The sequence below is a fragment of the Anaerovorax odorimutans DSM 5092 genome, assembly GCF_000426305.1.
Lineage (GTDB): Bacteria > Bacillota > Clostridia > Peptostreptococcales > Anaerovoracaceae > Anaerovorax > Anaerovorax odorimutans.
In genome coordinates this window covers 19485-34356 of the sequence record NZ_AUFC01000029.1, presented here as the reverse complement: position 1 = coordinate 34356, position 14872 = coordinate 19485, and the positions used below count along the sequence as shown (strand labels likewise).

At 29.9% G+C, this 14872-nt stretch carries 13 protein-coding genes and 1 tRNA gene; 11 read left to right on the top strand and 3 right to left on the bottom strand.

All coding sequences use genetic code 11. The features are described 5' to 3' along the window. On the bottom strand, positions 1 to 243 hold a 243-nt coding region (locus K292_RS16845; protein WP_037373054.1), incomplete at its 3' end, for a hypothetical protein. Positions 244 to 331: 88 nt separating this feature from the next. Beyond that, positions 332 to 419 (bottom strand) — tRNA-Ser (locus K292_RS0110620). A gap of 276 nt (positions 420 to 695) precedes the next feature. On the opposite strand from K292_RS0110620, the gene uraA reads away from it, so the two are divergent. From uraA to K292_RS0110575, 9 genes are all read left to right on the top strand, one after another. Beyond that, entirely contained in the window at positions 696 to 1979 is a 1284-nt protein-coding gene (gene uraA / locus K292_RS0110615; protein ID WP_027399821.1) for a uracil permease, read from the top strand. A 92-nt stretch (positions 1980 to 2071) separates the two neighbouring features. After that, complete coding sequence (locus K292_RS0110610) at positions 2072 to 2350, top strand: hypothetical protein (RefSeq protein ID WP_027399820.1); 279 nt, start codon at positions 2072 to 2074, stop codon at positions 2348 to 2350. 1231 nt (positions 2351 to 3581) lie between these two features. Further along, positions 3582 to 5396 carry a sensor histidine kinase gene (locus K292_RS0110605; RefSeq protein ID WP_027399819.1) on the top strand — a complete coding sequence of 605 codons (1815 nt, stop codon included), beginning with the start codon at positions 3582 to 3584 and terminating at the stop codon, positions 5394 to 5396. Positions 5397 to 5512: 116 nt separating this feature from the next. Beyond that, on the top strand, positions 5513 to 6559 hold the full coding sequence (locus K292_RS0110600; protein ID WP_037373049.1) for an inorganic phosphate transporter: 1047 nt from the start codon (positions 5513 to 5515) through the stop codon (positions 6557 to 6559). A 53-nt stretch (positions 6560 to 6612) separates the two neighbouring features. Further along, positions 6613 to 7236, top strand: a complete 624-nt coding sequence (locus K292_RS0110595; RefSeq protein WP_027399817.1) for a DUF47 domain-containing protein — start codon at positions 6613 to 6615, stop codon at positions 7234 to 7236. A gap of 501 nt (positions 7237 to 7737) precedes the next feature. Continuing rightward, the gene (locus tag K292_RS0110590; RefSeq protein WP_027399816.1) at positions 7738 to 8019 is read left to right on the top strand and encodes a hypothetical protein; all 282 of its coding nucleotides are present in this window, start codon (positions 7738 to 7740) and stop codon (positions 8017 to 8019) included. A gap of 455 nt (positions 8020 to 8474) precedes the next feature. After that, complete coding sequence (rph, locus tag K292_RS18875) at positions 8475 to 9200, top strand: ribonuclease PH (RefSeq protein WP_027399815.1); 726 nt, start codon at positions 8475 to 8477, stop codon at positions 9198 to 9200. A 26-nt stretch (positions 9201 to 9226) separates the two neighbouring features. Continuing rightward, positions 9227 to 9826 carry an XTP/dITP diphosphatase gene (locus K292_RS18870; RefSeq protein WP_027399814.1) on the top strand — a complete coding sequence of 200 codons (600 nt, stop codon included), beginning with the start codon at positions 9227 to 9229 and terminating at the stop codon, positions 9824 to 9826. 45 nt (positions 9827 to 9871) lie between these two features. Continuing rightward, on the top strand, positions 9872 to 10699 hold the full coding sequence (locus K292_RS0110575) for a YihY/virulence factor BrkB family protein (RefSeq protein ID WP_027399813.1): 828 nt from the start codon (positions 9872 to 9874) through the stop codon (positions 10697 to 10699). Positions 10700 to 10844: 145 nt separating this feature from the next. Here the strand turns inward: K292_RS0110575 and K292_RS0110570 are convergent, their stop codons facing one another. After that, positions 10845 to 12002 carry a 3-phosphoglycerate dehydrogenase family protein gene (locus K292_RS0110570; RefSeq protein ID WP_027399812.1) on the bottom strand — a complete coding sequence of 386 codons (1158 nt, stop codon included), beginning with the start codon at positions 12000 to 12002 and terminating at the stop codon, positions 10845 to 10847. 245 nt (positions 12003 to 12247) lie between these two features. Between K292_RS0110570 and serC the strand changes: the two genes are divergently transcribed. After that, entirely contained in the window at positions 12248 to 13339 is a 1092-nt protein-coding gene (gene serC / locus K292_RS0110565) for a 3-phosphoserine/phosphohydroxythreonine transaminase (RefSeq protein WP_027399811.1), read from the top strand. A gap of 306 nt (positions 13340 to 13645) precedes the next feature. Next, complete coding sequence (locus K292_RS0110560; protein ID WP_027399810.1) at positions 13646 to 14863, top strand: cofactor-independent phosphoglycerate mutase; 1218 nt, start codon at positions 13646 to 13648, stop codon at positions 14861 to 14863. Positions 14864 to 14872 lie beyond the last annotated feature (9 nt).

Below are 14872 nucleotides of genomic sequence, written 5' to 3'. Positions count from 1 at the left end.
TAATGATCTAATGCCATTTTCCATAAATGCAAACAGTATTATCTTTAATAATTTTAGTGCATCACATTTTGGGCGACCTGTTCTGCAGCCTTCCTCTGCAAAGTATGGTGTTAGGTCAATATGATCCACTACATCACAAAAGGTATACATTGGATCAGACAAATCAATAAGTTTTTCTAAATCCAGTGGTAATTTTAACTGTCTTGTTGTAAAATTAAAGTTGGTATTTTTGTTTTTTTGCATAAATAAATTATACCAAAAACCCGCTATGGTTTCTATGACCACAGCGGGTTTTCTATTTGGGGAGTTTTTTTACAGCCCCTTTTTATTTTGGCGGAGAGCATGGGACTCGAACCCACGGGGCTGTTACACCTTACTCGCTTTCCAGGCGAGCTCCTTAGCCACTCGGTCAACTCTCCAAGTTATATATTTTATATATGAAACATTTATTAATGTAACATAAAAAGACTGACTATGCAAGTTAAATGTTTATTTTCTAATATAATTTTACTACGTTGCTTATAGTTGAAATATTTTTAAAATTTAGGAAATAAAGACTTTAATTTTTTGTTAAAAATTACTTGTTTTTTAGTACGCCTAGTGGTAAAGTACCTTTCGAACTTTTATCTTATCATAAAGATATATAAATGTATTTATTTTAAAAACACGGTTTGATTTGCAGAAAAGGAGAAGAAATGACTAAAGAAACACAAATTATTCAAGTTGAAGAGAGGCTACCTCTGTTAAAAACAATTCCACTTAGTATTCAACATACATTTGCTATGTTTAGTGCCTCAGTATTGGTTCCTACAATGTTTGGCATAAACCCTGCAATAGTATTGCTGATGAATGGTATTGGTACTATATTATTTCTTTTAATTACAAAAGGAAAGTCACCTGCATATTTGGGATCTAGTTTTGCTTTTATTGCCCCTACCTTATTAATTATGGGAAACCCTAATTTAGGTTATAAATATGCTCTAGGAGGATTTGTTATATGCGGTGCAGTTTTTTGCATAGTTTCTGTTATAATTAAATTCTTTGGAACAAAATGGATTTATGTACTTTTACCTGCTGCTGCTATGGGTCCAGTTGTAGCACTTATTGGATTAGAGTTATCTGGAGTAGCTGCAGATATGGGAGGTCTTATACTAAATCCTGCAAATGGGTATAATGCCATAGATCCTAAAGCAGTAAGTATTTTTATTGTTACACTTGCTGTTGCTGTTTTTGGCTCTGTTCTGTTTAGAAAGTTCTTTGCAGCCATTCCTATTCTTATTGCGATTGTTGTTGGATATATATATGCATGGATTATAGGGTATCTTAATTTTGATCCGGTGAAAGAAGCATCTTTATTTGCATTGCCTAATTTCACTGCACCTTCATTTAATTTAAGTGCAATTTCCATTATATTGCCAGCTTCATTAGTAGTAATTTCAGAACATATAGGACATCAAATTGTTACTGGAAAAATTGTGGACAGGGATTTAATAAAGGATCCAGGATTGCATAGATCAATATTAGGAGATGGTATTTCCACTATGCTTTCAGGATTTTTAGGAGCTGTTCCCACTACAACATACGGTGAAAATATAGGGGTTATGGCTATGACAAAAGTATACAGCGTTTGGGTAATTGGTGGTGCAGCTATTTTTTCTATTTTAATTGCATTTGTAGGGAAAGTATCCGCACTAATACAAACTATTCCAACACCTGTTATGGGAGGAGTAAGTTTTTTACTTTATGGTATGATTGCAGCTTCAGGACTTAGATTATTAGTTGAGGAAAAGGTTAATTATGGCCGCTCAAGAAATTTAGCACTTTCAGCAGTTGTATTAGTAACCGGACTAAGCGGAGCTTACATACAAATTGGTGAAGTACAATTAAAAGGTATGGCACTTGCAACTATAGTTGGAATGTTGTTAAGTTTAATATTTTATATTATTGATAAAATGGGACTTGCAAATGATACAGAATAGTTTCTTTAAAGTAAAATAAAATTACCAAAATTTGGAGTAATGATTATTATTGTATTTTATGCTATTTTACTATTTGGTAAGGAGAATAAGATATGAAAGTTACTCAAGATATTTTATTAAAGACTATGAATCATTTAAATGATAAAGATGTAAGAATCTTATTATTAAGTTATTATTATCTATTGTCCGTAGAGGAAATCTCAAATACACTGTATTATGATATAGAAAAAGTAAAGCAGTGGAAGAAATCTGCGGTTACGAAACTTTTATTTGAACTTCCAGATTATACATTAAAAGATTTAGAACTATCTTTAACAGCTATAAATCTTGACAAATTAAAATTTTTTAAAAAACTAAATAATAAAATATAGAAAAACTTTGTTTACTGTATTTAAAAAAATAAAGTGTAAATGTAAAACATTATATTAATGATGTTGAGCCTTTACACTTGTTTTTTGTAGATATAATAAATGTTGAGGTAACTACTTTTTAGATGAGCTACCTTAACACTTTTTTTATTTTCAAAAAAAGAAAAGTAAAATGAGAATCTTTTATAAAATGAAGGTGAAGCACATAATAAAAAAAGATTTTTTTATACCTAACTATAATTATATATAAACTTTGTTATAGTTAAAAGATGTACTTGTTTTAAAAATAGAAATAGATGAAAATACAAAAACAATATATATACAATTAAAAATAACTATTCATCAATGTTTTAACCGTGATAAGTTACTGATAAGTTGCATGATTTTGGCCTGCAAAATATTAAGTATATCTCCCTTTGTAGATAAGGGAATTCTTTATTTATATAAAAATCTAGCTTACAAAAAAGAACGTTTTAACTTAAAATTAGGGTTTGTTAATTTATTATTTATAAATAAAATTTATAATGTATTATGAAATAGCCTATAGTTAGTATAATAAAAAATAAAGTAAATGAAGAAATTTCTATGCTAAAAATTGATGTTGGAAGAAAAGAATATTATTTATGTTTTTTACATTGGAGAAGGATAGATATTTATATTAATAATAAAAAGACTACATGGTTGTTAACGAACTCCAAAATGTATCAATTAAGAACTCAATTTTAATTTGTTAGTTAGTGTTAAGTAAGAAAATGCCTTGCAGAATAGAATTCAGCAAGGCATATTATTTACATTATAATACTATATAATATAGGCAGCATTTATAAACTAGAAACAGCGGCATCTACAGCGGCATCTACAGCAGCAACGACGATTGCAGCAGGTATTATTACCTATAACATAGCCTAATAGTAATGGTGCTATAAACATATGATCAAGCCTCCCTTCACTACTTATTCCAGTATATGAAAGATAGCTGTTATTGATACATTTAAATGAATAATACAAAAAAATGTCACTAGAACTAAAACTGTCAACAATGTTATCAAGAGCCATATAGTTATTGTTAAAAAATTTTTACTTGGCGAAAAAAGTCGATGGTTATAAATTGCAAGGTATATAAACAATGTGTTATATTCATATTATAATCTATAATAATGTCAGATTTTATAGTTTGAAAAAAATAATTGTTGAATAAACAATTATAAGCTGGAGAATAAAAGGGGGGTTTGTTATGAAGCAATGTAAAGAGGTTCTTAACAATACAGAAACTAGTTATAATCAAAGGTTAAAATTATTATCAAATAAAAGTTATGATGATAATGAACGAGATATTATAAAATTAAAAGAAGAGATGAATCTCATAAGTTACAGATGCGTAGCGTATGAAGCCATTAATGACTATTTATGGAAGACATCTAATACTAAGAATCTTTATAATATTGTAGCAAATGTAGAAAAAACTATTAATAAAATATTGGAAGTTGCCATATGTGGGGTTTTTATTATGCAAGATAATACTCTCACAAGAGTAACGCAAAATAAAAAATTAGATTCACAAAACTATCCTTGTTTAAATGAAGATGATAGTATTGTAAATGAAGCCATTTCTACCGGCAAAATTATGGAATGTTATGTTGATAAATATAAAAACAAAGAAGACAAGGCGGTGCTTGATAATATAGAAGCGAAGTATATGATTGCTTTTCCAATTAATAAAAGAAATGAAACTGTGGCAGTATTATTTATAGCTGTAAAAAATGAAGGACCTTTAAATGATGATGAGTTTTACTTTTGTAATATTATTTGTAAATATCTTTCGGACCAGTTATTAAATGCTTTAAAATATCAGAAATTAGAGAAACAATTTAATGAAAAATATGAAAAAAATGAGACAACGCTATCAAGAGACAATTATTTTTGTATAGTTAATAAAGAAGGTATTTTAAAGGAAAGCAGTTCAATATTTGCAGAAAAATTAGGATATAATCTGTCTTGCAACAATTGCATCTTAGATTATATTCATCCGGATGATAAAGCATATACACAGTATTTATTAGACAATATAAGTGATATCGGTATTATTAAGAGATTTTGTAATAGATATTTATGTAAAAATGGAGACGTTGTTTATTTAGAATTTAGTGCAAAATATTGTGAGGATTCAGAGACTATTATATCGGTTGCAAAGGATATTACTGATCAGATAAAGGCTCAATCTAAGAATTTAGAATTAGAAAAAACTGTAGCCATAGAAAAACTTAAAAGCGAATTTTTTGCAAACTTATCTCATGAATTTAAAACCCCATTAAATATTATTATCTCTTCATTAGATGTATTAAAATTAAAAATTTCTAAAGATAATAAAGAACTTTATAATAATGAATATAAAAAGATGATAAGTTTTGCGTATCAAAATTGTTATAAATTATTAAGACTTACTACTAATTTATTAGATTGTACCAAAATAGAAAATCGTTATTTAACAATGCATTTTAATAATTATAAATTAGTAAGCTTATCAGAAGAAATCACTAAATCAGCAGAAGTATATGCACAAGCTAGGGGTATTTCCATTAATTTTCATTCTGATGTTCCAAAGGAAACAAATATTTGCTGTGATATGGATCAATTTGATAGAATTTTACTTAATTTAATTTCAAATTCAATAAAAAATACTCCTGCAGGAGGCAAGATAAAAGTAAACTTTACAGAAACAGATAATGAATATGTTATTTCAGTGTCGGATAACGGAGTGGGTATTTCTGATAATGTTTTACCTCATGTGTTTAATAAGTTTTGTGCATCAGATAAGGGAGCTGTAGGCAATTTTGACAGTAGTGGATTAGGACTGTCAATAGTAAAATATTTAGTTGAAATGCATGATGGGAAAATTGGAGTAGAAAGTCAATTTGGGAAAGGGAGCCGCTTTACATTTTCTATTGCAAAAAATCTAATTCCTGAACAGCAGACAAAATTGCCTTACGGAATAAATTATGATTTTGAAGCAAGACAGTCACGTGTAAAAATGGAATTAGCTAATATTTAAAGAAACTAAGGGTAAAAAATTATTTAACTAATTTTTTACTCTTTTATTAATATTATTGAAATATCCATATTAAAATGCTATTATGAGAATGTTGTTAATGATGGGAGGAGACGGAAATTTCAATTATAGAATTATTTAATTATATATTTTCAAATGTAACTTTAATATTCACTATACTTTTAACCTTAATAGTTGTATTTGTAAATGGTTGGACAGACGCTCCAAATGCCATTGCTACTTGTGTATCCACACGTGCTATGAAACCACGCGCTGCTATTTATATGGCGGCTATTTTTAATTTCCTCGGAGTGTTCTTTATGACAATGATTAATTCTACTGTAGCTCACACAATATATAAAATGGTAGATTTCAGAGGCAGTGTACATGATTCTTTAACTGCTCTGTGTGCTGCTTTAGTGGGGATTGTTATTTGGGCAGTTGCTGCATGGTGGTTCGGTATACCAACGAGTGAGAGCCATGCCCTTATAGCAGGCCTTTCGGGAGCTGCCATAGCCTTACAAGGAGGTTTGTCCGGAATTAATGGAGCGGAATGGATTAAAGTAATCTATGGTCTTGTTTTGTCATTGGTTATGGGCTTTGGATTAGGTTTTATTGTAGTAAAAGTAATCGAACTGATTTTTAAAAATTATGATAGACGGAAGGCTTTTGTTTTATTTAAAAATGCACAAATAGCCAGTGGCGCAGGAATGGCATTTATGCATGGTGCACAGGACGGTCAAAAATTTATTGGTGTATTTATGATTGGTATGTTTTTAGCAAAAGGCGATGGAACTACTATGGAATTTCAAATTCCTATTTGGATTATGATAATTTGTTCTTTGATTATGGCCTTTGGAACTTCCATAGGAGGATATCGTATTATTAAGTCTGTAGGCATAGATATGGTAAACTTCGAAAAATATCAGGGATTTTCTGCAGATTTAGCAGCTATAAGCTGTGTATTAACAGCATCAATTTATGGGTTGCCAGTAAGTACCACACATATAAAGACCACTGCAATTATGGGAGTTGGATCAGCCAAAAGTATTTTCTCTGTTAATTGGAGAATTGTTAGGAGTATGGTTTTTACATGGCTTTTAACCTTCCCTGGATGTGGATTGGTTGGCTATTTTATGGCAACGATATTTATAAAACTATTTTAATTCAAATGTTAAATTAAGAATACATACAAGGAATATGAAAGGTAAGGTTTGGCATGAAGCGGAAGAAAAATGAAAATTATTTTGACATTTTTGTAGAATTGGTTGAATACTCATGTGATGCGGCTAAATTATTAAATGTAATTTTAAATAACTATAATCATGAGGAAGTTATATACAAAATGGAAGAAATGCATGCCATTGAATATGGTGGAGATGTTCAAAGACACATTATGATGAAGAAGCTGGCAAGAGAATTTATTACTCCTATTTCAAGAGAAGATATTATGGATATGGCAGATGCTATTGATAATGTAACTGATACAATAGAAGATGTACTTATGCGAATGTATATGTTTAATATTTTGAAGGTAAGAGAAGATGCAATAAAATTTTCCGAGTTAATTGTAAAATGTTGTGATGCATTAAAATCAGCTTTAAAAGAGTTCCATAATTTCAGAAAACAAGAAAAAATTCATGAAAAAATTATGGAAATAAATCATTTGGAAGAGACTGGAGATAAAATTTTCACAGAATCCATAAGAAGGCTGTATGTTAATTGCAAGGATCCTATTGAAGTAAATGCGTGGAATCAAATTTTGGAGTACTTAGAAAAATGTTGTGATGCATGTGAAGATGTAGCCGATGTAATAGAAAGTGTAATGATGAAGAACTCATAAAGAGTTCTTTTTCTTTTTTTAGGAGTTCATTCAAAATTGCATATAATAAAAAATTAACAATTGGAAGAATTCTATATAAATTATTTTTGTAAAGATAAATAGGGCTTTTTATTATAATTTGTTTTTTACAAATTCAATATTTAAATAATAGAAAATCAATAATTAAAAAGATATACTTACATAAAAAAAGATATAAATTCATTAAAATTGTTAAAAAAATAACGAAAATAATAACAATTTTGCTGTATTATAAACATTAGTTAGTTAATTTTGGCATTTACAAACAAATAAAAACTATTGGAATTACTAGATAGTTATAATAAAAGTAAACATGTTGTTCTAATATTCTGATTAATAAAAACAAAAAATACCCAAAATTATTATTTACTTTGTTGACAATTTAACAATATAGATGTAATATAAATATAGCACCAGAAAGTGCAAATAAATTTCTGTCATGTACGATAACAGGTGCATGGAAATAAGAACAGGAGAGATATAATGTTAAAAACGACAAGAATGATGGGCCTTGGTGTATTAATAGTTATTGCTTTATTTTTAGTAGCAGCTTATGGTATTGCTACAGGAAACTTTTTCTTTGATAATAACGGAAAAGGGATTACGCTGTTAATTATTATAGGATTAGGGATATTTAGTGTAATATCTTTTAGTGCAGCAAAAAAAATTGATGTCACGAAAAATGTGCAAGTAACGGAAAATAAAGTAAAAGATGTACAAAAGAGTCATGCAAGTGGAGTAAAAAAAGGTTTTGTTCATCCATAAAAGTATAGTATAACTGCTTTTTAAAATGGGTTCATATTGTGAACCTATTTTTTTATGAGAAAAATGTTAATTTAAAAGAAGACGTAAAATTAAAAATACAAATTAATAATGACAGAATTATACTGTTTCAATTAAAATCTTTAATTTAATAATATTATTTTACTTGTTATGGTGCTATATAGTTTTTAATAATATATCAATAATTGCTATAAATAAAGTTAAAAAACTACCAATATATATAAATAAAATTATTAATTTCGTAATTTATTATAAATATTGCTTTGTAATATAAAGGCGTTTAAAATAGCAATTTGACGAAAATTGAAACATTAAGTCTAAGCAGCATAAACATAAAACTTTAAGCGCTTAATTTACTCTTTTTTTATTTGTAATTTTTTCTAAAATGCTTTATATTAGATATATAATTTTAAAAATAAAGAGTAGGAGTTTTATAAATGTTAAGAATAGATGGCAGAGAAATTGACCAAATCAGAAATATTAAAATTACAAATAATTATTTAATGCATGCAGAAGGTTCGGTCTTAATAGAGATGGGAGATACAAAAGTAATTTGCACAGCTACTGTTGAAGATAGCACAGCAAGACATTTAAAAGGTACCGGTCAAGGATGGGTGACAGCTGAATATGGTATGCTGCCAAGATCAACGGGAAACAGAAAGCAGCGTGACAGCAGCAGAGGAAAAATTGATGGGCGTACAATGGAGATTCAAAGATTAATTGGGCGTTCTCTTAGATCTGTAGTTGATATGAATAAACTTGGAGAAAGAACCATATGGATAGATTGTGATGTTATTCAAGCGGATGGAGGAACAAGGACGGCATCTGTTACTGGAGCATTTATAGCAATGATAGAAGCCATGAGATGGATGAAAAACCAAGATATGATAACAGAAATTCCGGTTAAGAATTATGTATCTGCCATAAGTGTTGGGATTGTAGAAAATGAGCCAATCCTTGATCTTTGCTACGAAGAAGATTCTAAGGCAATGGTAGATATGAATGTTATAATGACAGATAAAGGAGAGTTCATAGAACTTCAAGGAACAGGAGAAGAATGTCCTTTTAATTCCAACCAATTATCTAATCTGTTAGATTTAGCTGAAAAAGGCTGTAAGGAGTTAATTACAGAACAGAAAAAAATTATAGGAGATTTACTATAAAAAATTTGAATAAATTGGAGGAAAATATGATTGTAATTGCAGCAACCCAAAATAAGCATAAGATAGAGGAAATTGAATCTATTACCAAGCAATTTGGGATTGAAATAATATCGAGGAAAGATGCAGGAATTCCTGATTTTGAGATTGAAGAAGATGGAGATACATTTGAATACAATTCAGAAAAAAAGGCTAGAGAAATTATGCAATACAGTGGAAAAACCACAATTGCTGATGATTCGGGATTAGTAGTAGATGCCCTTTCAGGTGCTCCCGGAGTTTATTCGGCAAGATTTGCCGGAGTAGCAGGTGATAATGCGGATGAAGAAAATAATAAAAAACTCTTAATGCTTATGAAAGATTTGAAAAAAGATGAGAGAGGGGCTAAATTTGTATCTGTTATTACTATGATTTATCCAAATGGAGATAAAATAATAGCAAGAGGTGAGTGTGAGGGATATATAATAAATGAGCCAAGAGGAAAGGGTGGCTTTGGATATGATCCTTTATTTGTGCCTGTTGGATATGATAAAACTTATGCGGAACTTACTTCAGAAGAAAAAAATAAAATTAGTCATAGATCTAGAGCATTATCTGTTCTAAAAGAAAAATTGGAAAATAAGATATAAATTTAAAAAGGTTATGGTTTATAATTTAAGACTAAAGGTGGGTGTATGACAAAAAAGAGGTTATTAAATATAGTTTTGTTAATATTGAAAAAACTTCAAGATCCATATTATCAAGGAGTAGCAGCAGAACTGGCTTTTTTTATTTTATTATCACTGATACCAACTATTATTTTACTAGCTCAGTTATTAGGAGTTTTTTCTATTTCAATAGATGTTATAAATGAAATTATAGCACAATATGTTTCTCCTGATATGGCAGAAACCCTTTCGGAATTTTTAGTATTTAAATCACCAGGTGCATTTAATCTTCTTTTTGTAATATTTGCTTTATGGGCGGCGTCAAAAGCGCATTTTTCAATGATGAGAATTACGAATTATTCTTTCTCAGGAGGCAAATCTACAGGAAGAGGTTATATTATTGAGAGGTTAAGATCTATAAAGGCTATTGTATTTACCATGTTTACCATAGTATTTAGTTTATTAATACTAGTTTATGGTGAGATAATTATAAATTTAATTACATCATACGTTAGGGCTTTCTTGAAAGGAACATTTACCTTCGACACAATATGGTATATTCTCAGATGGCCTATGGCTATGGGATTATATTTTTTAATGATCACTTACAATTATTATATATTACCTTCAAAAAGAGTTGAATTTAAAAAAATATTGCCGGGAAGTATTCTTGCTTCTCTGGGAATGTTATTAGCGACGTGGATTTATTCATATTATGTAACAGCTTTTGCTAATTATGATCTTTTATATGGAAGTTTAGCAGCTATTGTTGCATTGCTATTTTGGTTTTACCTTTTAGCTTTTATTTTAGTAGTAGGTATAATGGTAAATGTTGCTTGGGAAGAAACTAAGTAATATTTTAAAATAAAATGGTAATAATATAAAAAGCAGCATAAATATTTTAACAATGTTTTGGAGAGTCAATAATCATTTTAAGACTACTCCTACAGTAAAATATTATGCTGCTTATTTATTGTAGAATAAATTAATAAAATCGATTTTATGAAATTACACGAACTGAGATTATTCCGTCTACAGAAAGAGCTTCTTTAAGTTGCTTTTCATCTACAGGTGAATCAACATCAACTAATGTGTAGGCAAGATCATTTTTACTTTTGTTCAACAAATCACTTATATTAATATTCATATCTGCTAAAATTCCGGTAATTTTACTAAGCATAGTTGGTACATTTTTATTTAATATACATATTCTAGCGGCATCAGTGCATAGTCCAAGTGAACAATTTGGGAAATTTACTGAATTTAAAATATTACCGTTTTCAATATAATCCATTACTTCATCTACCGCCATCTTAGCACAATTTTCTTCTGATTCAGCAGTTGATGCACCTAGATGAGGGATACATATTACATTATCTGTTCCTACAAGATTGTCATTTGGAAAGTCTGTTACATATTTTTTAATCTTTCCATTTTTTAAAGCTTCTTTAATATCATTGTCATTTACAATTTTGTCTCTGGAGAAGTTTAAAATACAAACATTATCCTTCATAAGAGTAATAGAACTTTCTCTTATAAGTTCCTTTGTTTGCTCTATAAAAGGTACATGAATTGAAATATAGTCACATTCAGGAAGGATTGTATCCAGCATTTCATAAACTTTTACAGTTCTTGACAATTCATGGGCAGAATGAACTGAAATATATGGGTCATAGCCAACAACTTTCATGCCAAGTGCTTCTGCAGTATTTGCTACCATTACACCAATTGCACCAAGACCGATTATACCAAGAGTTTTACCTTTTATTTCACTTCCTGCAAATTGAGATTTATTTTTTTCAACAGTTTTTGAAACATCATCAGTTAAAGTTTTAGTCCATTCGATGGCATTGGGAATGTTTCTTGCTGATAATAAAATCCCTGTAAGTACTAATTCTTTTACAGCATTTGCATTTGCACCCGGAGTATTAAAGACAACTATACCTTCTTCTGAACAACGATCTACAGGGATATTATTTACACCTGCACCAGCTCGGGCAATAGCTAAAAGATTATCGGAAAATTCCATAGACTGCATATTTTGACTTCTAACTAAAATACCGTTTGCTTCGTTTACGTCTTCTACGATGCTATATTTTTCGCTTAGTCTTGCAAGACCTTTTGGGGAAATTTTGTTTAATGTTGCTATTTTATACATTTTGCTTCACTCCTATAAAAATGTTTAATAAATTATATTATATCACATTATTCGTCATAATATCTAAAATTTTATGGTATTTTATAATAAAGTTTGGATTAAATATTGTTTTTTCAAAAAAATGTTATAATATTAAAAAAATAATAAATTCAAAGGTTTTTATTGAAGTATAGCACTTTACCATTGAAACGTAAAGTGATATAATATTAATTCATAAATTACGAAAAAAACTTGGAGGTGAAGGAATGAACAACACAGATAGAGTATTTAATTTTTCCGCAGGCCCCTCCATGCTTCCGCTAGAGGTATTGGAACAGGCTGCAAAAGAAATGACCAATTATGGTGGTTCTGGTCAATCAATAATGGAGATGAGTCATAGATCAAAAGAGTTTGGATCAGTAATAGAAGCAGCTGAACAAAACCTTAGAGAGATTATGAACATTCCTAAAAACTATAAGGTCTTATTTGTACAAGGTGGAGGAACACTTCAATTTGCAATGATTCCAATAAATTTGTTTAGAAAATCAAAGAAAGCAGATTATATTGTTACTGGATCATGGGCAAAGAAAGCAGCCAAAGAAGCAAAAAAATTCGGAGAAGTAAATATTATTGCATCATCTGAAGAAACTACTTTTTCATATATTCCAGAAGTGAAAAAAGAGCAGTTTACTAAGGATGCTGATTATGTTCACATTACATTTAATAATACAATTTACGGAACAAAGTACCCTTATATTCCTGATACAGGAGATATTCCTCTTGTAGCAGATATGTCATCTTGTATTTTATCAGAAGAAGTAGATGTATCTAAATTTGGACTTATTTATGCAGGAGCACAAAAAAATGTAGGTCCCGCAGGTGTTGTTATTGTAATTGTTAGAGAAGATCTACTGGGCTACGCACCGGCTGATGCACCAACATATTTAGACTATAATACTCACGCAGATAATGGTTCCATGTATAATACACCTCCTACTTGGGGAATTTACATGGCTGGAGAAGTATTTAAACATATTAAAAAGCTTGGAGGAGTTGCAGCTCTTGAAAAAATTAATAAAGAAAAAGCCAAAAAACTTTATGATTATATTGATTCAAGCAGCTTATATAACTGCCCTGTAGAAGAGAAAGATCGTTCTCTTATGAATGTTGTTTTTGTAACAGGAAATACTGATCTTGATAAGAAGTTTACGGAAGCAGCAAAGAAAGAAGGTCTTGTAAACTTAGGAGGACATCGTTCTATTGGAGGAATGAGAGCAAGTATTTATAATGCCATGCCAATGGAAGGTGTAGATATTTTAATTGAATTCATGAAGAAATTCGAATCTGAAAATAAATAAAGTAATTTAAATTTATAGGTAGTTTAAGTATTTTCCATAAGTTATTAATCTGTGATTATATAAACTTTTCAGGAAAATATCACTATTATATCACAAAAATATAGACTTCCTGTGTTAAAATGAAACGATTTGAGCAGTATCTTATAGAGAGAAATTTAATCATAAACTGATTTTTTTTATGATTATGATAAACGATTCCAATGACTTAGACAGCGTTGCTGTAAAGAAGGAATCCTTGAATCATGCTTGGTATCTTGTTGTCATGATTTAATACAGGAAGTTTTTTTATTAGAAAAGGAGGCAAGGATGAAATATTTAGTATTGGTTCCAGATGGAGCCGGAGATGAGAAAATCGCCAGCCTTGGAGATAAAACACCCCTTGAGGTAGCCAAAATAGATAATATAAATAAATTAGCCCAAAAAGGTGAAGTTGGAATGGTAAAGACAATTCCTTTTGGTATTGCACCGGGCAGTGATGCTGCAAATTTATCTGTAATGGGATATGATCCATCAGTTTATCTTACAGGAAGATCTCCATTAGAAGCTGCAAGTATGGGTATCAAGATGGCTGATACAGATGTAGCATTTAGAACTAATCTTGTTACATTAGAGGGTGAAGGTGATTATGAAGATCTTATTATTTTAGATCATAGTTCCGGGGATATTACAAGTGAAGAAGCTAAGGTTCTGATAGAAGCTGTAGATGAAAAGTTTGGTACAGATACTATTCATTTTTACCCTGGAGTAAGCTATCGTCATGCAATGATTGTAAATAACGGTAGTACAAGCTATGAGCTGACGCCACCTCATGATGTATTAACAAAGAGAGTTGGAGATCATCTGCCAAAGGGAGAAGGCTCAGAATTTATAAAAAATATTATGAAGGAAAGTTATGAATTTCTTTCTAATCATCCAATAAATAAAGATCGTGTAAAGAGAGGATTAAACCCTGCTAATTCCTTATGGATTTGGGGTCAGGGTAAAAAGCCTAGTCTTTCCTCGTTCTATAATAAATATAAGATAAATGGAAGTACTATTTCAGCAGTTGATTTAATTAAAGGAATAGGAATTTGTGCCGGATTGGATTCTATAGATGTAGTAGGAGCTACCGGTACTTTGCATACAAATTTTGATGGAAAAGCACAAGCTGCTATAAATGAGTACAAAGCCGGCAAAGATTTTGTTTATTTACATTTAGAAGCTCCTGATGAGTGCTCTCATCAAGGAGATTTGGAAGGTAAAATAAAATCATTGGAATTAATTGACGAAAAAGTGTTGAAGCCTGTAGTTGCTTATCTTGATTCCACTTTAGAAGACTATAAAGTATTAATCGTGCCTGATCACAGAACTCCTTTAGAAATCAGAACTCACTCATCTACACCGGTACCATTTGTAATATTTGATAGTAAAAATGCAAATACTAATGTAGATCCTGAAAAAAGTTTTTGTGAAAAAGCTGGAGAAAAGGGGAAATATTTTGACAATGGATATGAATTAGCCGATTATTTTTTTCAGAAAAAGTAAAATAGGAGA